General features: G+C 35.4%; 21 protein-coding genes. 16 read left to right on the top strand and 5 right to left on the bottom strand.

Annotated features, from left to right (window positions below):
• Nucleotides 1-332: 332 nt before the first annotated feature.
• From EDD63_RS09390 to EDD63_RS09375, 4 genes are all read left to right on the top strand, one after another.
• Nucleotides 333-1,658, top strand: a complete 1,326-nt coding sequence (locus EDD63_RS09390) for a hypothetical protein (RefSeq protein ID WP_134170782.1) — start codon at nt 333-335, stop codon at nt 1,656-1,658.
• Between the two features lie 140 nt (nt 1,659-1,798).
• Nucleotides 1,799-2,992, top strand: coding sequence for an ATP-binding protein (locus tag EDD63_RS09385; protein WP_134170780.1), 1,194 nt, complete (start codon nt 1,799-1,801; stop codon nt 2,990-2,992).
• 496 nt (nt 2,993-3,488) lie between these two features.
• Nucleotides 3,489-4,628 (top strand): hypothetical protein, encoded by a 1,140-nt coding sequence (locus EDD63_RS09380; protein WP_134170778.1) that lies wholly within the window; start codon nt 3,489-3,491, stop codon nt 4,626-4,628.
• A 174-nt stretch (nt 4,629-4,802) separates the two neighbouring features.
• A complete protein-coding gene (locus tag EDD63_RS09375) occupies nt 4,803-5,198 on the top strand; it encodes a hypothetical protein (RefSeq protein WP_134170776.1) in 396 nt (131 codons plus the stop codon).
• A 25-nt stretch (nt 5,199-5,223) separates the two neighbouring features.
• Here the strand turns inward: EDD63_RS09375 and ilvD are convergent, their stop codons facing one another.
• From ilvD to ilvB, 5 genes are read right to left on the bottom strand one after another with little or no spacing between them, the layout of a single operon-like run.
• Nucleotides 5,224-6,903, bottom strand: a complete 1,680-nt coding sequence (gene ilvD / locus EDD63_RS09370; protein ID WP_134170774.1) for a dihydroxy-acid dehydratase — start codon at nt 6,901-6,903, stop codon at nt 5,224-5,226.
• A gap of 4 nt (nt 6,904-6,907) precedes the next feature.
• Complete coding sequence (locus EDD63_RS09365) at nt 6,908-7,159, bottom strand: nucleoside triphosphate pyrophosphohydrolase family protein (protein ID WP_134170772.1); 252 nt, start codon at nt 7,157-7,159, stop codon at nt 6,908-6,910.
• A 52-nt stretch (nt 7,160-7,211) separates the two neighbouring features.
• Nucleotides 7,212-8,207 carry a ketol-acid reductoisomerase gene (gene ilvC, locus EDD63_RS09360; protein WP_134170770.1) on the bottom strand — a complete coding sequence of 332 codons (996 nt, stop codon included), beginning with the start codon at nt 8,205-8,207 and terminating at the stop codon, nt 7,212-7,214.
• 13 nt (nt 8,208-8,220) lie between these two features.
• A complete protein-coding gene (ilvN, locus tag EDD63_RS09355; protein ID WP_134170768.1) occupies nt 8,221-8,724 on the bottom strand; it encodes an acetolactate synthase small subunit in 504 nt (167 codons plus the stop codon).
• Between the two features lie 14 nt (nt 8,725-8,738).
• Nucleotides 8,739-10,397 carry a biosynthetic-type acetolactate synthase large subunit gene (gene ilvB / locus EDD63_RS09350; protein ID WP_134170765.1) on the bottom strand — a complete coding sequence of 553 codons (1,659 nt, stop codon included), beginning with the start codon at nt 10,395-10,397 and terminating at the stop codon, nt 8,739-8,741.
• Nucleotides 10,398-10,639: 242 nt separating this feature from the next.
• On the opposite strand from ilvB, the gene EDD63_RS09345 reads away from it, so the two are divergent.
• The 12 genes from EDD63_RS09345 to EDD63_RS09290 all read left to right on the top strand — a co-directional run bounded on the left by EDD63_RS09345 (nt 10,640) and on the right by EDD63_RS09290 (nt 21,807).
• Nucleotides 10,640-10,831, top strand: coding sequence for a hypothetical protein (locus EDD63_RS09345; RefSeq protein WP_134170763.1), 192 nt, complete (start codon nt 10,640-10,642; stop codon nt 10,829-10,831).
• Nucleotides 10,821-11,435, top strand: a complete 615-nt coding sequence (locus EDD63_RS09340; RefSeq protein ID WP_134170761.1) for an L-threonylcarbamoyladenylate synthase — start codon at nt 10,821-10,823, stop codon at nt 11,433-11,435. The genes EDD63_RS09345 and EDD63_RS09340 overlap by 11 nt, the downstream gene beginning before the upstream one ends.
• The gene (rpiB, locus tag EDD63_RS09335; protein ID WP_134170759.1) at nt 11,432-11,890 is read left to right on the top strand and encodes a ribose 5-phosphate isomerase B; all 459 of its coding nucleotides are present in this window, start codon (nt 11,432-11,434) and stop codon (nt 11,888-11,890) included. The genes EDD63_RS09340 and rpiB overlap by 4 nt, the downstream gene beginning before the upstream one ends.
• Nucleotides 11,880-13,109, top strand: a complete 1,230-nt coding sequence (gene glyA, locus EDD63_RS09330) for a serine hydroxymethyltransferase (RefSeq protein WP_134170757.1) — start codon at nt 11,880-11,882, stop codon at nt 13,107-13,109. Before rpiB ends, glyA begins: the two co-directional genes overlap by 11 nt.
• A 4-nt stretch (nt 13,110-13,113) precedes the next feature.
• Nucleotides 13,114-13,854: a peptidylprolyl isomerase gene (locus tag EDD63_RS09325; protein WP_243833760.1), complete on the top strand. Its 741-nt coding sequence runs from the start codon at nt 13,114-13,116 to the stop codon at nt 13,852-13,854.
• Nucleotides 13,855-13,956: 102 nt separating this feature from the next.
• A complete protein-coding gene (locus EDD63_RS09320) occupies nt 13,957-15,447 on the top strand; it encodes a S41 family peptidase (RefSeq protein ID WP_134170755.1) in 1,491 nt (496 codons plus the stop codon).
• Nucleotides 15,448-15,569: 122 nt separating this feature from the next.
• The gene (gene uvrB, locus EDD63_RS09315; protein WP_134170754.1) at nt 15,570-17,546 is read left to right on the top strand and encodes an excinuclease ABC subunit UvrB; all 1,977 of its coding nucleotides are present in this window, start codon (nt 15,570-15,572) and stop codon (nt 17,544-17,546) included.
• Nucleotides 17,539-18,735 (top strand): MFS transporter, encoded by a 1,197-nt coding sequence (locus EDD63_RS09310; RefSeq protein WP_134170752.1) that lies wholly within the window; start codon nt 17,539-17,541, stop codon nt 18,733-18,735. The genes uvrB and EDD63_RS09310 overlap by 8 nt, the downstream gene beginning before the upstream one ends.
• 29 nt (nt 18,736-18,764) lie before the next feature.
• Entirely contained in the window at nt 18,765-18,977 is a 213-nt protein-coding gene (locus tag EDD63_RS09305) for a hypothetical protein (protein WP_134170750.1), read from the top strand.
• A 228-nt stretch (nt 18,978-19,205) separates the two neighbouring features.
• Nucleotides 19,206-20,441 carry an O-antigen ligase family protein gene (locus EDD63_RS09300; protein ID WP_134170748.1) on the top strand — a complete coding sequence of 412 codons (1,236 nt, stop codon included), beginning with the start codon at nt 19,206-19,208 and terminating at the stop codon, nt 20,439-20,441.
• A complete protein-coding gene (locus EDD63_RS09295; RefSeq protein WP_134170746.1) occupies nt 20,438-20,638 on the top strand; it encodes a DUF1146 family protein in 201 nt (66 codons plus the stop codon). Before EDD63_RS09300 ends, EDD63_RS09295 begins: the two co-directional genes overlap by 4 nt.
• Nucleotides 20,639-20,658: 20 nt before the next feature.
• Nucleotides 20,659-21,807 (top strand): AI-2E family transporter, encoded by a 1,149-nt coding sequence (locus EDD63_RS09290; RefSeq protein WP_134170744.1) that lies wholly within the window; start codon nt 20,659-20,661, stop codon nt 21,805-21,807.
• The last annotated feature ends 63 nt before the right edge of the window (nt 21,808-21,870 follow it).

Below are 21,870 nucleotides of genomic sequence, written 5' to 3'. Positions count from 1 at the left end.
CATCAATTTATAATTCCGATTTTTCTTCAACTCATATTCCGAAAATTCATCAACTCTGATTCCGAATTTTCGTTAATTTATAATTGACATTTACAGAAGTGGAAATTAGTTGTATAATGCAAGTTAAACATTGATGTACCTTGATATGATTTGCACAATACTTGTGATTTCTAAGTTTAGTTAATTGTCTTTTTTAGTTGAAAAGTGCTTTTTGGTTACTACATTTTTAATGTAGTCAGTTATATGCAAATATGCTAATATAATATTGCGCATTTTGTGTGAAGAATATATAGAAATGTGTATTATGTGTGTTCAATAGGAGGAAAGAAGAAATGAACCTTAAAAGATTTTTTATTGGCTGTATAGCTGCATGTATGCTGCTAGTACAGTTTGGATTTGTGGAGGCTGATACAGGTTTCTACTATCCAGATCAAATGACGGTATCTCAAAGAGGGCCGTTTATTATGGGATTGTATTATCTTGATGAAACTAGAGGCGGTGTATCAAGAGAAGATCATGCGTATATGAATGTGACGTATGAAGACGAAAAAGGAGAGACATATACTGGAATTGCATATTGTATATCTCCGACTATTTCTTACCCAAGCGAAAGAGATGACTATATTTTTGATAAAGTTTTAGATGGAAATTTAAGTCAAAATGAATATGGGTACGCTCTAAAAGCAATAATGGGAATAGATCTCGATGCGTATAGTATTGACGGATTAGAAAATATAATTCAAATTGGAGAAACAAAAGCTGCTACAAAAGAACAAATTGAGTATTATATAAAACAATTTACTTTGTGGAGATATTTATATAACAATGAGACATACGGATCGGCAGATTTTGAGAATGCTTTGAAAGTTGTAAAAAATAAAGATCAATTCATTGTAGACTATAACGCAGGAAAATATGTGGATACATACAATACTGTGGATGATGAAAAGTTTCAACTGCAATTGAAACTTATTGATGTGCTTAATTCAGTTTATCAAGATTTAGAAAATAATGGTTTTGCACATACGTCTAATCAACCAGAACTTACTTTTGATAATACGGATTTAACATTTACATTTGATGAAGAAACTGGCTACTATACTTCAAATATGGTTGAAGTAAGTCAAGTGGGAGATTTTGTAAGTACCGATATTTCGATTAGTAGCGATGTTGTTTACGAAGTGAGTGATAGTAATGGTGATTTTTCAAATCAAAACATGCCTACTGTAAATGGATTTAAAGTGAGGATTCATAAAACGCAACTGAAAGAATCAATTACATCTAAAGTATCTATAAGAATTACTGGTGTTACTCTTGAAGAAAGATATACGATATATAAACCAGTGAACGGAAATACACAAGACTTAGGAATCAGCTTTTGGAATAGAACTGTGGCTATGGATGAGGTTAATGGCGAATTATTATTAGAATCAACTGTTCCTGAAAAACCTGAAAAACCAAACAAACCTGAAGTGCCAAATGAACCAGTGAAACCGGAAAATCCTTCAAAGCCAAATAAACCGGAAGAAGTAGTTAATAGACCATCAACTGGTGTTGAGACAAGTGATACAAGCAATGCAAGTTTTTACTTAATGCTATTGTTTGCTAGTTCAGTAACACTTCTTTACACAAAGAAACGAGTATTCAACAAAAGATAGATTGTAAATTGTAAGAATATAAACTGAGTATCCATGTATACATTCATCGTGATACTCGGTTTTTTTCATGATATACTATAAATATCAAAGGATAGAAAATGATATGTAATAATTTTTAAAGCCAATAGAGGGGTGATTATATGAAGTTTACGGAATTACAAAAACGCTTAAATTCACTTGTGATTTTTCGTAGTATCCTACAAGATGAAGTAATTATAAAGCTTAGAACACTACTAGATGCTAATGATCAAGAAGTGGAATCGTATATCAATTACTATTGTGATTTCTGTGCAAGTTTATTTTATAAAGATACAAACTTGTCACGTTACATATATAAGTTTGTGATGCGTAATGAAAATGTATACGTATCTAGAATTGCGCAACAAAAACCAGTTGAAAATGTATTGCATCAAAGTTTGTTGCATGAACTTCGTGTACTGCAAGAAGTGAGTTCATTAACTTCGCAACAATTACTGAAAGACTTACCATATCCAGGGTTCTTACCGAAATGGAAAAACACGAAATATCAATTCAAAAAAGACTATCTAACAAAAATGGAGCGTTTACCAATTGATGGATATGGAATGTATGCAAAGTATCATGTGTTCCGTTTAGAACAACATGGATTGCTCCCAGTTAAACATCCAGATCCACAAGATGTATCCGAACTCATTGGATATGAACGTGAAAGAAATCAGGTAAAACAAAATACTTTAGCATTCTTACAAGGAATGAAAGCAAGTAATACATTGCTGTATGGTGATGCAGGAACTGGGAAAAGTTCAACAGTAAAGGCGATTGCCAATGCATACCATAAAAAAGGATTGCGTTTAATTGAAGTAAGTAAACAGTTGTTACACAAACTGCCAGAACTGATGGATGAGCTTGCAAAGAACCCTTTGAAGTTTATTATCTTTATTGATGATTTAAGTTTCTCAGGTAACGATGATAATTTTGTGGCATTGAAGACCATCTTAGAAGGTGGTGTTGGTGGGCGTCAAAAAAATGTATTAATCTATGCAACGACAAATCGACGTCATTTCGTTAAGGAAAGTATGAAAGATCGAAATAGTGATGAACTATTCACCAATGATTCCATTCAAGAAACAATGAGTTTAGCTGCACGCTTTGGACTAACCATTACATTCCAAAAACCTAACAAAGATTTATATTTAGAAATTGTCCAAGGTTTAGCAAGAGAAAACCAACTGACAATCAGTGGGGATGAATTAATTACGCAAGCAGAGATGTTTGCGATTCGTAATAATGGACGTAGTCCACGTACTGCAAAGCAATTTGTTGAGATGCAAAAGATTCAAGAAGATATGGAATAATCCAGTCTTCTTTTTATATGCAAAGACAATTTTGGTAAATTATGTTATTCCTACTAAATTTGTAGGCTTATCTGTTGACGTGTGGGTAATATGTGGTATTATGAGAGTGTAAAGAGAGAGATACCTTTGAATTGACTGCTGATAATGTGCAGTAATTCTTAAGATTTATATTCCTATTAATATGATAGGCATTATAGTTGACTACCCCCTCAGTTATGCTAGAATGTGCATGTAAATAAAGGTTACTCTATTTACAAACCGCGATGTGTAAGCGGTTATTGCTTAAATCTAAAATCCTACCAAAAATATAGGTTTAAGTGAAAAATCCCTCTATAAACACACACAACACACACATTTATTCATTCGACCTATCCATGTCGCTAAACTGGATTTCCCTTAGATATTAATTCCTACTAATAATGTAGGTTATGATAAATATATAGTATGAAAAGTATTAAATTGTGAAACAGAATATGACGAAAGGGGTCAGAGATGTATGAAAAAGCAAATTACTATTGTATTGGTGATGTTAATGATAGCATCCGGATCAATGTTCTCATTGAATCGTTTTAATGAAAACGCGTTAGCAAACAACGCAATTGAACAAAAAGTGGATATGCAAATGGAATATGATAAACCAGAAACAATCCAAAAACAAATTAAAGAGAAGTTTGCACAAGACAATGAAAAAGTAATCCATATCGTTAGCGAAAGTGCACGTGGGACAGATTCTAAATTATATGATATCTATCGTGTAGAAACAATTAGTGATAGTAATCCAGTAATTGAAGCAGAAAACCCAATTGCCGAACATATATATATGGTTCACGTACAAATGAAAGATACGAAAGCTCCAGTAATTAAAGCAAATGATCTTACATTATCTGTTGGTGATACATTTACAACTGATGACTTAGAAGCAAGTGCTTATGATGTTGTTGATGGTGATTTACCAATTGAATACGTGAAAAATGATGTAGATAGTACAAAAGCAGGAACATACGAAGTCATTATGGAAGCAACAGATGCAAACCATAATACATCACGTAAAAGTGTTCAAGTAGTAGTGAATGAAGTAGAACAAACGACTGAAGAACAAAGCGGTTATACAGGATATAGTGAACCTACAAATACAGTTAGTACACCAGCGGCACCTACTTATACTACGCCAGCACTAGATCGTAACAATTTGTATGTACGTGGATGGAAAATTGTTGTTGGAAATGATGTAAGTGATGGAGTCATTCGCTCATATATGAGTGAACTACAAGGATTGCCAGCAATCTTTAATAACTCGAACTTACATACCATCACAATCGATAATAGCTTGTCATATCCATATTTAGGAATGGCATACAGCGATGGTCGCTTGTGGCTAAATGGATCTGCATATTATTCAACAACAGCATTACATGAAATGACACATATGTATGATTATGCAACCAATGCATCAGGTAACTTGGAAGGTATCTTCCAAGCAGAAAAGAATAACTTACCTGCCAAATTTAGTGGAAACATGCGCGATAACCGTTATGAATGGTTAGCGAACCTTGTCGTATATTACTATTATGATCAAGGTACATTGCGAGCAGCAGCTCCACACTCATACAACTATGTACGTAATTTACTTAACTAATAGAAATTGCTGAAATCATGTTTTCATAATTATATAGTTGTATATCTAATACAACAGAGAAAGTCCAGGAACCCCCTTACCTGGGCTTTTTTCTTGCTTTAGACGTAGTATATATGAATACATATTAGTTTGAAATTAAAAATACATATATGATAAGTAAAAGGAGGGTTGGTTATGAATCAATCTATGAAACGAATAGGAATTATAATTAGCGTAGTTAGTTTGTTGTTGATTTTAGGTTTCACATATGGAATTCAAGCAGATGTTGGTAAAGGTAATTTTGCATATATACAACTGACTTTAATTGGATGCTTTATTGCGATGATATATGCTTCAAAAAAAGGAAATCGTAATTTGTTGATACTGATTGTTGTACTATCTATTACCTTCTGTGCTATTTGTCTTACCTATGTAAATCTTGCAGATAAACCACTATATAGTGAACTGGAATCCGTTTATCAAAATATATCTTCACTTGTATTTGGATATGTGGGTTTTAATATCGGTTTATTGATGCAACTTATTCGTTCGAATGAAAAGATAATTGTAAATGAAAAAGTGTCTACTTGATGTAGGCACTTTTACTTTGTATGAATTAGTCTTTCATGATGGCACCTTTAGCGGCGCTATCAACAAGCATTGAATAACGTTTTAACCATCCATGTTTCACGTTTGGTTCTTTTGGTTGCCATGCTTCTTTACGTTTTGTAAGTTCTTCATCGCTTACATCCACGTTAATTGAATACGCAGGGATATTGATTTCAATCATATCTCCTTCTTGAATGAGTGCAATGTTTCCACCGGCTGCAGCTTCTGGACATACGTGTCCAATACTTGCTCCACGACTTGCTCCTGAGAAGCGTCCATCGGTAATTAAAGCAACCGTTTTATCAAGTTTCATTCCAGCAAGTGCACTTGTTGGGTTTAACATTTCACGCATTCCTGGACCACCTTTTGGACCTTCATAACGAATCACTACAACATCACCATCAACGATGCTTCCTTTGTAAATGGCATCGATTGCTTCTTCTTCGCTATCAAATACACGTGCAGGTCCTTTGTGTTCTAACATTTCTTTAGCTACTGCACTACGTTTAACGACACATCCTTCTTGTGCGATATTACCAAACAAGATAGCAATACCTCCTGTTTTTGAGAATGGTGTTTCGACTGGTTTAATTGTATCTGGGTTGCGGTTGGTAATTCCTTTGATGTTTTCGCCAACGGATTGTCCAGTTACGGTTAATGCATCTAAATCCAGCAAGTTTAGCTTTGCTAGTTCATTTTGTACAGCAGGAATTCCTCCAGCCGCATTAAGATCTTGCATGTGTGTATCTCCAGCAGGTGCTAGGTGACAAAGGTTAGGTACTTTTTCACTCATTTCATTAAACATATTTAAATCTAATGGAATTCCAGATTCGTTAGCGATAGCTAATAAGTGAAGAACACTGTTTGATGAACAACCAAGAGCCATATCACAAGCTAAAGCATTGCGAATACTTACTGGATTGATAATGTCGCGGATTTTAATATCCTTTTCGACCATTTCCATGATTTGCATACCTGCGCGTTTAGCAAGTTGTGTTCTACGACTTGAAATAGCAGGAATGGTTCCATTACCTGGTAAAGCAATACCTAGCGCTTCACTTAAACAGTTCATTGAGTTTGCGGTATACATACCTGCACATGAACCACATCCCGGACATGAATTTTCTTCTACATCGAGTAATTGTGCTTCATCAATGATACCTGCTTTATAGGCACCAACTGCTTCAAATGTTTTGGATAGGGAAACTTCTTCACCAGCTACATTTCCTGCGAGCATAGGTCCACCACTACATACAACAGTTGGAATGTTGATGCGACTTGCTCCCATGATCATTCCAGGAACGATTTTGTCACAGTTAGGAACCAAGACAAGTCCATCAAGTGCATGGGCAATTGTCATACTTTCAACAGAGTCTGCAATCAGTTCACGTGAAGGAAGAGAATATCTCATACCTTCGTGACCCATTGCAATTCCATCACAAACACCAATCGAAGGAATTTCAATTGGTGTACCACCGGCCATACGAACACCAGCTTTTACCGCTTCTGCGATTTTATCTAGATGAATATGTCCAGGTACAACTTCACTATGTGCACTAATAACACCAATCAGTGGTCGATCCAATTCTTCTTTTGTATATCCCATTGCATAAAACAAACTACGTGCAGGTGTTTTTTCTACACCTTCCGTAACATTTGCACTTCTTAGATTTTTCTTATCAATCATAGTTCTACTCCTCTAAACGGTTTTTGATACGTTGCAACTTGTAAGTCGCTCGCTTTTCTAACATTGTATCATCAATGTCGCATATAAGCTTGATTTGATCAATCATTATTTGTACATCAACAATTTCATCAATGATATCTTCTTTATTATCGTAACCTCTTTTAAACTTTGAAATCGCTTGGATTAACTCAGCAAGTTCTTCCATTGCACAGTTGGTTTGTGCATCGACTCCCCAAGTTTTGATCGCTAGTTTCAATATTTCATTTCGATTCATAATGTAGAAAAAGAAGGCAAGCTGCCTTCTTTAATTATTTCTGTAACCAGCTGTACATACTACGTAATTCTTTACCAACTTTACATAGTTCTGTAGATGCTTCTTTTGTACGTGTAGTTAAGAATTTTGCTTTGTTTCCAGCTTTCATTTCTTGGATAAATTCACTAGCGAATGTTCCATCTTGGATTTCTGCTAATACTTTTCTCATTTCTTTACGTGTTTCTTCAGTAATCATACGTTTTCCAGTGCGGTAATCTCCGTATTCCGCTGTATTTGAAATTGAGTAACGCATCATTTCAAATCCACCTGAGTTGATTAAATCAACGATTAATTTCATTTCGTGTACACATTCGAAGTATGCCATTTCTGGTTCATATCCAGCTTCAACTAATGTTTCAAATCCTGCTAACATTAATTCTGTAACCCCACCACAAAGAACTGCTTGTTCACCGAATAGGTCAGTTTCTGTTTCTTCTTTAAATGTTGTTTCAAGGATTCCTGCGCGTCCAGCTCCAATTCCACAAGCGTATGCTAGTGCGTAGTCTTTTGCTTTACCACTGTTGTCTTGGTGAATAGCGATTAGAGAAGGTACACCTTTTCCTTCTGTATATTCACTACGTACTGTATGTCCAGGTCCTTTTGGTGCAACCATGATTACATCAATGTAGTCTGCTGGTTGAATTTGGTGGAAGTGAATGTTAAACCCGTGAGCAAACATTAACACGTCTCCATCTTTCATATGTTTTTCTACTTGGTTTTTGTAGATGTCTGCACATGTTTCATCTGGTACTAACATCATTACAAAGTCAGCAGCTTTTGCAGCATCTTCAACAGACATTACAGTTAACCCTGCAGCTTTTGCTTCTTCAACACTTTTACTTGTTTCACGTAATCCAACAATTACGTTCACTCCACTATCTTTAAGGTTTTGTGCATGTGCATGTCCTTGTGAACCATACCCAATAATTGCGATAGTTTTTCCATCCAATAAACCTAAATTACAATCTGTGTCATAATATTTCTTAATCATCTTGTTCTCCTCCTCAATCGTCTGAATCCGTATTACTTAACGGACCTCTTGAAATACCTGTAATACCAGTTCTACAAACTTCGATAATCTCATAACAATCCATGAGATCCATGAACCCATCGAGTTTTTCAGGTGCTCCTGTTAACTCAACAATGAGAGAATCTTTGCTTAAGCTAATAATTTTCCCCCTATATATATCGACAATCTCTTTGATTGCAGAACGTACTTTTTTATCTGCACTAACTTTCATCAGTAACAGTTCGCGATATAAACTACTTTCTTTTTCCAAAGTGAAGATGTCTTTAACAACTTCTAGCTTTCGCGTTTGTGTAAGAATCTGTGATAACGATTGATCATTACCGATAAATACAACGGTGATTCTAGAAATGCTAGGATCGTTTGTTGCACTCACAGTAAGAGAATCGATGTTGAAGCCTCTTCGTCCGAATAAGCTAACAATACGGGTAAGTACATTTGCTTTATTTTCAACAAATACGCTAATAATTTCTTTTTTCATGTTATCCCCCTTACCTAATCAATCATCATGTCTTCAATTGTTCCACCATTTGGAATCATTGGAAGTACACGCTCAAGTTTATTGATTTCACAATCGATCCATACAGGACCATCACTTTGTAGTGCTTTAGTAAATGCATCTATGAACTCTTCAGGAGTGGTTGCACGATATCCAGTTGCACCAAATCCTTCTGCGAGTTTCACAAAGTCGGTTTTCCGTTGTGGTTCGGTTTGTGAGTAGTGTTTATCATAGAACACAGTTTGCCATTGGTATACCATACCAAGGACATGGTTGTTCATAATGATGGTAATGATTGGTAAGTTTTGTGAGACTGCTGTACATGCCTCGTTTAAATTCATATGGAAACTACCATCTCCAGTAAAATGGATAACGCGCTTATCTGGTTGTCCAAGCTGTGCTCCTATAGCAGCACCATATCCATATCCCATCGTTCCAAGACCACCGCTTGTTAAGAATGATTTTGTGTTCTTGTGTTTAATGAACTGTGCAGCCCAAAGTTGGTGTTGTCCAACGTCGGTTACATAGATGGTTTCTTTATCCGTAAGCTCGCAAGCTTTTTGAATAACTTCTTTTGGTCGAAGTGGTGCATTTTCTAAAGGAACATTGATATCCTTTTTCCAACCATGCACTTTTTGGACCCAATTCTTATGATCAGCTTTATCTACAAGTGGAATTAACATCTCAAGAGCTTCTTTAATATCTGCAACAACATCGTAGTTGATCACAACGTTTTTATTTATTTCACTTTCATCGATATCAATTTGGATAATTGCTGCATTTTGTGCAAAACGATTTGGATTTAATGCAACACGGTCCGAGAAGCGTGTACCTAAAGCAATAACTAAATCCGCTGCATCTACTGCGCGATTGGCTGCCATACTTCCATGCATTCCAATCAATCCTAAGTTTTTTGGATCATCTGCATCAAGAATACCAGCGGCCATTAATGTATACGTTGCTGGTGCATCAATCTTATCTAAGAATGTTGCAAGTTGTTCTCTAGCATCAGAACTAGCAACTCCTCCACCAAAGTAAACAACTGGTTTTTTTGCACTGTTGATTACTTCTGCGATCTCTTCAATTTTATCTGGGTTGATCGTAGGATGTGGTGCAAGTGGTCTAGGTTTTTCTGGTGTAAACTCACAAAGTGCATTCGATACATCTTTTGTGACATCGACAAGTACAGCACCTTTACGTCCTTCTTGTGCGATGCGGAATGCATCACGTAATGCATCCGCTAAGTCTTCTACACGATTAACGAAATAATTGTGTTTTGTAATTGGTAATGTGACTCCTGTAATCGATACCTCTTGGAATGCATCACGTCCAATGAGATCATCTGTTACATTGGCAGTGATAGCGACCAGTGGGATGCTGTCCATTTGTGCAGTTGCAATTCCTGTAACCAAGTTTGTTGCTCCTGGCCCACTTGTTGCAAAACATACTCCCGTTTTACCTGTCGCTCTTGCGTATCCATCAGCTGCGTGTGCAGCACCTTGTTCGTGTGCTGTAAGTACATGCTTAATTTGCTTTTGGTAATCGTACAAAGAATCATAGATAAAAAGGGCGGCACCACCAGGGTAACCGAAGACAGTATCAACACCATGTTCCATTAATATTTCCATAATGATTTGTGAACCTGTTAGTTTCATATTCTGTTCCCCCTTTATAACTACACTACATTATATATAATAATACTCATTATATCGAGTTATTCGCGAAATGCAAGAGAATATGAAAGAAAATGTAAAAATTTGTAACAATTTGGTGTATAATGAAAATGTTTTCAATGTTTTTACTAAAAATCAAGTAAAAAACATAAAAAAATAAGTGATATCCAAAATTGTATCCGCACACAAATAGCGTATAATAATAGGATGAAGGAAGTGATAAAATGAAGATAGTTGAAGAAGCATTATTATTGAATCATTTAGCGTCCGCTTTAGCGCTTACAGAAGAACATGATGAAGTATTAATCAAACGTAGTGAAGGTCAACCAGTGGTGATGATGTCACTTGCAGCATACAATGAATTAAAAGCACAAATTTATCGTGCAAAAGCAAGTGGTGAAGGTTATGAAGACTAAAATTTTCACAACAGCAGAAATAAAGGAAATCAAAGACTATATATATAAAGGAAAGGTCATCGCATTTCCTACAGATACGGTATTCGGGGTTGGTGTAAGATATGGAAATCCTGATGCACTTGAAGCATTAAAACAAGCAAAAGATCGTGATCGTGATAAACCCATTCCAACCATGGTAAAAGATTTGCAACAAATCAAAGCCATTGCGAATGTGGATTGGAAAATGGATGCACTGTATAAACATTTTATGCCAGGAGCACTCACGGTCATTGTAAATAAAAAGGAAGAAATTCCAGCATACGTAAGTGATGGGAAGCCAACCATTGCGATTCGTATTCCTGATGATGCATTTGTTTTAGATATGTTGGAAGAAGGACCGATGTTGGTCACTTCAGCAAATATGTCAGGACAAACACCAGGAAAAGATGAAACAGAAGTACTGCAACAACTAGATGGACGAATCGATGCAATCGTGATCGGTCAAGCAAAAGAAAATGTTGCAAGTACAATCGTAGATCTAACAGGTGAAGAAGTTCGTGTAGTTCGCGAAGGAAAGTATTCACTTGCACAGATACAAGCAGTATTACAGGAGGAACAGAAATGAAAATTGCATTAGCATGTGATCATGGAGCTTATGATTACAAAGAGATTGTAAAAACGTATGTACAAGAATTGGGACATGAAGTTGAAGACTTTGGGACACATGATATATCCTCCATGGATTATCCAGACACGGTATATCCTGCCGCTAAATCGGTCGCTAAAGGAAGTAATGATCGTGGGATTGTACTATGTACAACAGGAATTGGTGCAAGTATTACAGCTAATAAAGTTGTTGGTGTACGCTGTGCATTAGTTAGTGATATCGTGACTGCAAAACTCACAAGAGAACACAACGATTCCAATGTACTTGCCTTGGGACAAGGTGTCATTGGTGAACTTGTAATGAAAGAAATTGTACGTATTTGGTTAGAAACAGAGTTTTCAAAAGAAGAAAAACACCAAAGACGAATTGATAAAGTATGTGTCATAGAGGAGAAAGAATTAGATGAAAGATAAAGAAATATTTGATGCGATTCAAAAAGAAGCAGATCGCCAATTATACAACATTGAATTAATTGCTTCAGAAAACTATGTAAGTCAAGATGTACTTGATGCAGCAGGGTCTGTACTAACAAACAAATATGCAGAAGGATATCCAGGAAAACGCTACTACGGTGGATGTGAATACGTGGATGTTGTTGAAGACTTAGCGCGCGAACGTCTTAAAAAACTATACGGAGCAGAACATGCAAACGTACAACCACACTCTGGTAGTCAAGCAAACATGGCAGTATACTTAACGGTATTACAACCAGGAGATAAAGTGCTTGGTATGGATTTAGCAGCAGGTGGGCATCTTACGCATGGACACCCATTAAACTTTTCAGGGTTGCTATATAACTTTGTTAGTTATGGAGTAGATAAAGAAACAGAAGAAATCGATTATGATCAACTGCGTGAAATTGCTTTAGCAGAAAAACCAAAACTATTAGTTGCTGGAGCAAGCGCTTATAGTAAAATTATCGATTTTGCCCGAATCAAAGAGATTTGTGATGAAGTTGGATGTTACTTCATGGTAGATATGGCACACATTGCAGGTTTAGTTGCTGCAGGATTACATCCAAATCCAGTTCCATATGCAGACTTTGTGACAACAACAACTCACAAAACCTTACGTGGACCTCGTGGTGGAGTAGTAATGTGCAAAGAAAAATTCGCGAAAGATTTAGACCGTTCGGTATTCCCAGGAATGCAAGGTGGTCCATTAATGCATGTCATTGCCGCAAAAGCAGTATGTTTCTATGAAGCATTACAACCAGAATTTAAAACTTACCAAGAACAAGTAATCAAAAACATCAAAGCCTTAGCAGCTGTATTAACAGAAGAAGGATTCCGTTTAGTTGCTGGTGGTTCAGATAATCACTTATTATTAGTCGATGTGAAAAAGTCATTTGGCCTTACGGGAAAAGCATGTGAAAAAGCATTAGATAAAGCAGGAATTACATGTAATAAAAATGCCATTCCTTTTGATGAGGAAAAACCATTCACGACAAGTGGAATTCGTTTAGGGACACCGGCGATGACAACTCGTGGATTTAAAGAAAAAGAATTTGAACAAGTTGGACGTTGGATTGCACGCGCACTTAAAAACATCGATGATGAAGCAGAACTTGCAAAAATCAAAGAAGAAGTTCGTGCGTTAACAGTTAACTATCCAATTGTTAGAGGAGCATAAAATCGTGTTAAAGAAATTAATATTGTCGTTTTGTATGATTGGGATGCTAGTTGCATGTTCTGGTGAAAAAACAGAAGATGAAAGTAATGTGCAAGATACAAAGGAAGAAAAAAAAGAAAAAAGAAGTGAAGAGTTAATTCAAGTAAGTAAGAAATATACAGATGATATGCCTGCAGTTAAGATGTTTGTCTCAATTGATGGTGTAGAAAAAGAAATTGATCTTGTCTTATTTGAAAAAGAAGCACCAAAAGCGGTAGAAAACTTTATCACGCATGCAAAAGAAGGATACTACAATAATGTATCTTTCCACCGTGTTATCCAAGATTTTATGGTACAAGGTGGAGATCCAGAAGGAACTGGACATGGTGGAGAAAGTATTTGGGGTAACAGCTTTGAAGATGAATTTTCAAGTCACTTAATCAATGTACGTGGTGCATTATCAATGGCCAATGGTGGACCAAATACGAATGGTTCACAATTCTTTATCGTACAAGCAACTTCAAGTAATGGATTTAGCCAAAGCTATGATAACTCAAATGCAAACTATGACAACATCAAAGATGCATATCAAAGTCTAGGTGGAACCCCTTGGTTAGATGGTGTGCATACAGTATTTGGAATGGTTGTTAATGGTATGGATGTTGTAGATGAAATGGCTTCACTACAAGCTGACCAAAATGGAACGCCAGGAAAAGATATTCATATTGTGCGCATCGAAGTTTGCACATATAAAGATATAAAATAACAGGGTAACCTTCAGACGATGTTTGAAGGTTTTCTTTCGTTCACATGGATTTCATTTGTTTATGGTTCTTGATGTGGTAAAATTATTGAGCGAGGAAAGATTATGGACGAAAACAATACACGTAAAATCAAGGTTGAAAAGCATGTATGGCCTGATGAATTAGAAGAACTACGTAAAAAACGAAGAAAGCAAATTCTAACTGTTGCACTATGCATTGTATTTTTCTTAGGGGGATACCTATTTAATCATGTGACAAGTGCAACACCAATGATCAACAACAATAATGGATCATTGGAAAGTGAATCTAGAAAATTCAACGAAATTTACGAAATCATGCAAAATGAGTGGTACTTTGGTAAGGATGAAAAAGATATTAGTGAATACTTGCTGGATCAGAGTATCTTTGGATTAGCAAACTACAATGAAGCAGATCCACATACACAATATTTAAATGCTGAAGAAGCAGAGAGTTTAATGACTTCATTAAGTGGATCCTTAACAGGAATAGGAATTCAGTATTACCGACAAAATGATACCATTTTAGTAGATAAAGTATATAAAGATTCACCAGCTGAAAAGGGTGGATTAATTCAAGGAGATATCATTACTAAAATCGATGGAGTTGATATTACAGATGTGGATATCGATAAGATTAAAGAAATGATCATGGGAGAAGAAGGCACAAAAGTACGTGTTGAAATCAAACGTGGTTCTGAAGTGAAAACAGTAGAGTTGACACGTGCAACCATTTCCATTACTGCCTATGGGTATGTCAGAGATGGTGTAGGTATTATTGAATTATCTTCATTTTCAGATAACACAGCGGATGAAGTAGCTGCATATGCAAAATCATTTAAGGAACAAAACGTAAAAAGTATTGTGCTTGATTTACGTAATAATGGTGGTGGTTATGTGCAAACTGCATTGGATATCGCCGGAATCTTTATGGGTTCAGGAAAAACTGTTATTTACCAAGAAGATAAAAATGGAAATTTAACATCTTATGAATCAAGTAATGTTGAAGATGAGTATACATTTGATCATTATGCGATCTTAATGAACGCAAATACAGCAAGTGCTTCAGAATTATTAGCTGCTGCTTTCCAAGAACACTTGGATGCAACCTTAGTAGGAACAAAAAGTTATGGAAAGGGTACAGTCCAACAATCCATTGATTTCAATGATGGAAGTATCTTTAAATTTACAGTTGCGGAATGGCTAACTCCAAGCAAAGAGAAAATTAACAAAGTTGGATTGAAACCAGATGAAGAAGTCAATTTACCAACAGCATTAACCTTTGCACCTAGTGCAGATACGACTGCATATAAAGTAGACTCTGTTGGTGCAGGGATTCAAGATGCACAAATCTATTTGGATTTCTTAGGCTATGATGTAGATCGCCAGGATGGATACTATTCACAAAAAACAGCAGATGTATTAAAACAATTTGAAAAAGACAACCAACTTGAAATCAGTGAAACGATCAATGATGATATTTTAACTGCTTTAAATTCAGCGTGTGCACGTAAATGGCATGATGAAAAAGCAACATTGGATGTACAATTATTAAAAGCGATTGAAGTCGTAAAATAGTAAAGATGAAACCTGGAGAAATCCAGGTTTTTACGTTATATACTACATAAAAAGTAGGAGGTTGGATTTCTATACAAAGTAGGCCTTCTATGGTAGAATGATGCATACAAAGGGAGGATGCTATGGAAGAACAATTGTTTCAGTTGGTAAGTGAATTCCAACCACAAGGAGACCAAATTCACGCAATCGAAGAGTTGACGCAAGGAATCCTTGATAATAAAAAAGAACAAGTCTTACTAGGGGCAACAGGTACTGGTAAGACCTTTACTGTATCGAATGTAATTGCGAAGGTAAATAAACCAACATTGGTGTTTGTCCACAACAAAACACTTGCTGGACAATTGTATACGGAGTTTAAAGAATTCTTCCCACATAATCGAGTGGAATATTTCGTATCAAATTTCGATTACTATCAACCAGAAGCCTACATTCCAACAAGTGATACATATATTGATAAAACAACGAAGCAAAATGAAGAACTTGAGATGCTTCGTATGTCTGCAGTAAATAGTGTATTGGAACGTCGCGATACGATTATTGTTGCTTCGGTAGCTTGTATCTATGGTAGTAGTGATCCATCCATTTATCGTGGAATGTTTATGAACATTCGAGTGAATGAACAAATTGATCGTAAAGAATTAATTGGAAATCTTGTTGCTCGTCAATATGTGCGTAACGATATGGACCTTAAAAAAGGTACTTTCCGTGTACGTGGAGATAGTATTGAAATTGGACTGGGATATACAGATGATTACATTTTACGTATTGAATTGTTTGATGATATTGTGGAACGTATTGTAGAAGTCGATCCATTAACTGGAAAAGTACACCAAGGATATCAACTATATAATATTTATCCAGCCAGTGGATATGCCACACCGAAAGAACAAATTGAACGTGCTTGTGTAGGTATTGAAAAAGAGTTGGAAGATCGTTTAGAATTCTTCCGTGCGGATGATAAATTACTAGAAGCACAACGTTTGGAACAACGTTGTTCATATGATGTAGAAGCACTTCGTGAATTTGGAGTTTGTCCAGGTATTGAAAACTATTCACGTCATATTGATGGACGTGCTCCAGGACAAATGCCATATACCTTATTTGATTATTTCCCAGATGATTTTTTAATTGTTGTGGATGAAAGTCACGTAAGTTTACCGCAAATCCGCGGAATGTTTAATGGTGACCGTGCTAGAAAAACAACCCTTGTAGATTATGGATTCCGTCTACCAAGTGCACTAGATAACCGTCCATTACGATTTGAAGAGTTTGAAGGAAAAGTCAATCAAGCAATCTATGTAAGTGCGACACCTGGTGATTATGAACTTGAAAAAACGGATGGAAAAATTGTCGAACAAATCATTCGTCCAACCGGACTCTTAGATCCAAATGTGGAGATCCGTAAAACAATGGGACAAATTGATGATATTGTGGATGAAATCAACAGTCAAATTGAACGTGGTGAAAGAACTTTGATTACTACGTTAACGGTACGTATGGCAGAAGAATTAACTGCCCATCTAAAACAACTCGATTTCAAAGTTGCTTGGTTACACCACGAAGTCACTACCATTGAACGTACAGAAATCATTCGTGAACTACGACAAGGTAAATATGATGTACTTGTTGGGATTAACTTGTTGCGAGAAGGGTTAGATATTCCTGAAGTTAGTTTGATCTGTATTCTTGATGCAGACAAAGAAGGATTCTTGCGAAGCAAACGTTCACTTGTCCAAATTATTGGACGTGCAGCTCGTAATGAACATGGACGTGTCATTATGTATGCAGACAAAATGACGGATAGTATGCAATATGCAATCGATGAAACCAGTCGTCGTCGTGCGATTCAAGAAGCATACAATAAAGAACATGGAATTACACCAAAAACAATTATTAAACCGATTCATGAAGCATTGCACTCTGTAGAAACAAAAGAGATGGCAAAAAAATACATGAATAAAGATAAGAAATTGTCGAAAAAAGATAAAGATAAGATGATTAAGAATATTGAGAAAGAAATGAAAGATGCCGCAAAAGTTCTAGATTTCGAACGTGCAGCAGAACTTAGAGATATACTATTGGAGTTACGTAATGAGTAAGCAACAAAATCGTAGAATGTATTTATTTTTAGTCGTTGTTGCTATTGAGATTATGGCGGCAAACTTTGCCCATCCAATCACCCCTACATTATTAAAAAATTTACACATGCCAGACTATATGTTTGGCTTTGTGTATGCTGGGATGTCATTTACAAACTTTCTGTTTTCACCAATGTGGGCAACCCTAGGCAAACGCCTTGGTAGTAAAAAGACATTACTAATTTGTTGTTGCGGATATGGACTTGGTCAATTCCTATTTATGGTATTTAAAACACCAATTCTTATTATGATTGCACGAATGGTTAGTGGGTTCTTTGTTGGTGGAATCTTCGTAAGTCAATTAACGTATATCATTCATAAAGCAGACTATGAAAATCGTGGGAAGTTTTTAGCACTCAATGCAACAATACAAACTGTGTTTGGTGCATTTGGTTTTATGATTGGTGGATTTAGTGGATTGATATCGACTGAGTTTACATTCATGTTGCAAGTTGTCACACTTGTAGCCAGTGGAATCTTGTTCTATTTTATTTTAGAAGAGGATAAAGAAATCCAAACTGAAAAATTCTCATTTTCTAAAGAAGCAAATCCATTTCGTGCATTCTTCAATGCGCGTAAGTTTATGAATGTTGGTTTTGTTGTGTTGTTTATCGTCGTATTTTTAACGTCATTAGCAACAACAACATATGATCAGAGTTTGAACTACTATCTTAAAGATGTATTCAATTTTAACTCAAGTTATAACGGAATCATGAAAGCGGTAGTGGGTCTAATATCCTTACTTGCTAATACAACAATTTCTTTATGGATTATGCGTCATACCAATGTGGCAAAATCGTTTGTAGTAGTTTGTATGATTGCGGCATTACTACTCTTTGGGGTGTATATGAGTGTAGATGTTATTCCATTTGCGTTCTTCAATATTTTATTCTTTGGAGCTAATGCGATTTATATTCCACTAATTCAAGACTTGTGTGCAAAACACGCAGATGAGGCACATAGTGGAGAAGTTATGGGATTTTATAATTCAATGAAGTCTATGGGAATGGTTATTGGTGGTGTGTATGCAGGAGCAATTTACACGATTGGACCAAAATTATCCTTCTTATCAAGTAGTATCTCCTTTGGATTATCTGCTTGCTTGATTTTTATTTTGGTAATTAAAAGAGTACTAAAATTCAAATCATAAAAAACTGTGTTTGATAGAATGAGGGGAACATGAAAAATAAAAAAACTATATTATTAGTAATAAAAGTGGCGATCGGATTTGTACTGTTTGCTGCATTGATGCAATTCTATTTGAGTTATGATTTCTATATGGATATTGAATCGGAAGATCTACTTATTTACTTAGTGATGCCAGCGACTATTTATTTGATTATTCTAGTTGGATTAATCACAAGTTGCTTCATCATCAAGAAGAAGTATTAAAGTATTTTAGTGTAGGACGTATAAGTTTTCATAGACAAATTATGTAGACTAAGAAGATATTCAAAAGTTAACGCTGTACATTAAAAATGTATGGTGTTTTTTTGTTGGTGTGTTTACTTTTGTATGTAATTTCACTTGTATTCTTTCAATATTGTAATGTGAATAAAGCCATCGCTAGTTTGTCTTTCAATTTGGCTATGGTATAATTCTATATGCGAGGTTAGACCTATGGGACATATACGAAGTTTTTTATACGACTTTAGACATATTTATACATTGGAAGACAAATTGATTGTAATCATGTGTGCTTCCTTATTTTTACCTTATGTAGTAACGATTGCCACAGTTATTGGAATCGCGATTTATGTATTGGTAAGAAAGAAAATGCCAGTGATCATGAAAAGTGTAAAACGAGCAAATTTATTATTCATGTTTGCTATTTATCTTTTTGTTGTATCCTTACTATTCCAAAACTATTTAGGAGCACTATTAAGTGTAGGAATGGGAGCGATATTTATTAATGTTGTGTATTTTCGAAAATATATACATCGTAGCTTACTTGAAATTGTAATTAACGTTATGATTGTGCTAAGTATTATTAGTGTGGTGTATGCAATTGGTGAAAATATTTACTATATGAATAATGTAGATGCTATGCATGGCTTTTTTGATATCCAAAATAAACCAGAACATCGTGTTCATACATTCTTCTTTAATGCGAATTATTATGCCATGATGTTAGTGTTTTCAAGTACATTTTGTGTACATCAATTTATGTTTACAAGACCAACATCAAGAAGAATATTCTATGTGATTGCTGGAGTGATCAACTTATTTGGTATTTTCTTAACTGGAGGTAGAATTGCTTGGTTATGTTTAGCGATTGCACTTCTAGGAATGTTGTTGGTGGCAAAATGGTACAAAACATTTATTGTAAGTATTGCGGGAATAGGTGCGGCGTTAGGCCTTCTTGCATTAAAACCTGGATTACTACCTCGTATTGCTTCACAAGGGTTGAGTATTGGTAGACGCTTGCACATTTGGCAAACCGCATCATTGATGGTGAAAGATACATGGATATTTGGAAAAGGGCCATTGACGTACTATCATTTCTATCCAAATTACTATGATGCATATGTTAATAAGTGGGGATCTTCTCATTTATCAAAACGCTTAGGAATTTCTGCACCACATACACATTCGATGTTTATTGAACCATTTATTTCGTTTGGTTTAATCGGAACGATTTTTATTGGTGGATATATACTAAGCCAAGTAAAACGATACATTCGTATGATTGCTCGTCGTATTGATGCAAGTACTGCAACTTTAATCACTGGGGTACTACTTAGTACGATTGCCTTCTGTATTATTGATTTTCCAGTTTTCTGGGTTCAAACAGGAACACTCTTCCTTTTGATTTTAGGATGTAGTGAAATGAATAAGAAGGAGTTAGAAGCATGAGTGTAATTCATATCGTAGAAGTTGGAGCGTACATTGTGATGTTTGCTTTAAGTATGTGGGCACTTACTGCAGTACGTTTTGATAAACTATGTTTTACAAGCAATCCACAAAAGGTTCGCTTGTTGTTGATATTGCTGTCATTTGCACTTTCGTATTTGGCAACACAGTTTCTATTTAGCTTAACCATTTATCGATAAAGTGTTAGTGAGGGAAATGTATGAAGTTTAATTTAGATGAACGAAGTAAGAAGACCGTATACATTGGTGGGCTAGTTGCATTTATTGCGATAGCTATTTACTTTTTCTTCAGCAATTTTGAAGTGTTGAAGGTATGGGTAAATAATGTATTCCAAGTATTAATGCCGTTTGTGATTGGGTTTGCAATTGCCTTTTTAATGAATCCAGTCATGATGATGTTAGAAGAAAAAGTATTTGCCAAACTACCATTCTCTAAAAAAGCAATACGAAATATCTCTGCGATTATTGCAGTTATCTTTGGTGTAGTTATTGTTGGGTTACTAATCTTTGTCATTGGAAATCAAATGCGTGATTCACTAGATCAATTACTTGCAAATTATGATGATTATTTGAAGACATTTGAAATATTTATGCAAGATACATTAAACTTCTTTCACATTGATCAAGCTGAAATGCAAAGCATTTTAGAATCAAGTGAAGATTTACTGGGTGATTTATTGAAGAATATTCAAACCTATGCCCCAACAATCTTCAACTTTGGTTTAGGATTTATTTCACTGATTATAAAAGTACTGGTTGGAATTATTGCGGGTGTGTATATGTTGATGGATAAAGAGCGCTTCATTGCACAATTTAGAAAATTAAATCAAGCGATTTTTCCAAGTAAAGTATCTACATTCTTTGAAGATTTCTTTCCAGTATTACGTAGAATCTTCTATGACTTTATTGTTGGTAAAGCTTTAGATTCGCTTATCATTGGGATCATTTGTTATGTTGGGTTGGAATTGTTAGGAATCAGCTATGCACCATTTATTAGTGTAATTGTAGGAGTTACAAATATGATTCCTGTATTTGGTCCGTTCATTGGAGCAATCCCAGGCATATTTATCTTACTATTAGTTGAACCAATACAAGCACTATATTTTGCAATCTTTGTCTTTGTGTTGCAACAATTTGATGGAAATATCCTTGGACCAAAAATCCTTGGAGATAAATTAGGAATTCCAAGTTTCTGGGTACTATTCTCAGTTACAGTTGGTGGTGCATTATTTGGATTTGTAGGTATGTTTATTGGAGTGCCAGTTTTTGCGGCATTATACTATCTAACAAAACAATTTGTCGATTATCGTTTGGCACATAAACCAACCCAAGAAGATACAGAAATATAAGTAAGATACGGAGTTTTGGTCCATACCAAGATTCCTTTTTTTATACATTATGGTCATGAAATA

This window comes from Breznakia blatticola (assembly GCF_004365815.1).
Lineage (GTDB): Bacteria > Bacillota_I > Bacilli_A > Erysipelotrichales > Erysipelotrichaceae > Breznakia > Breznakia blatticola.
The sequence above is the reverse complement of the archived record's forward strand: the minus strand, read 5'-3'. Positions and strand labels throughout refer to the sequence as shown.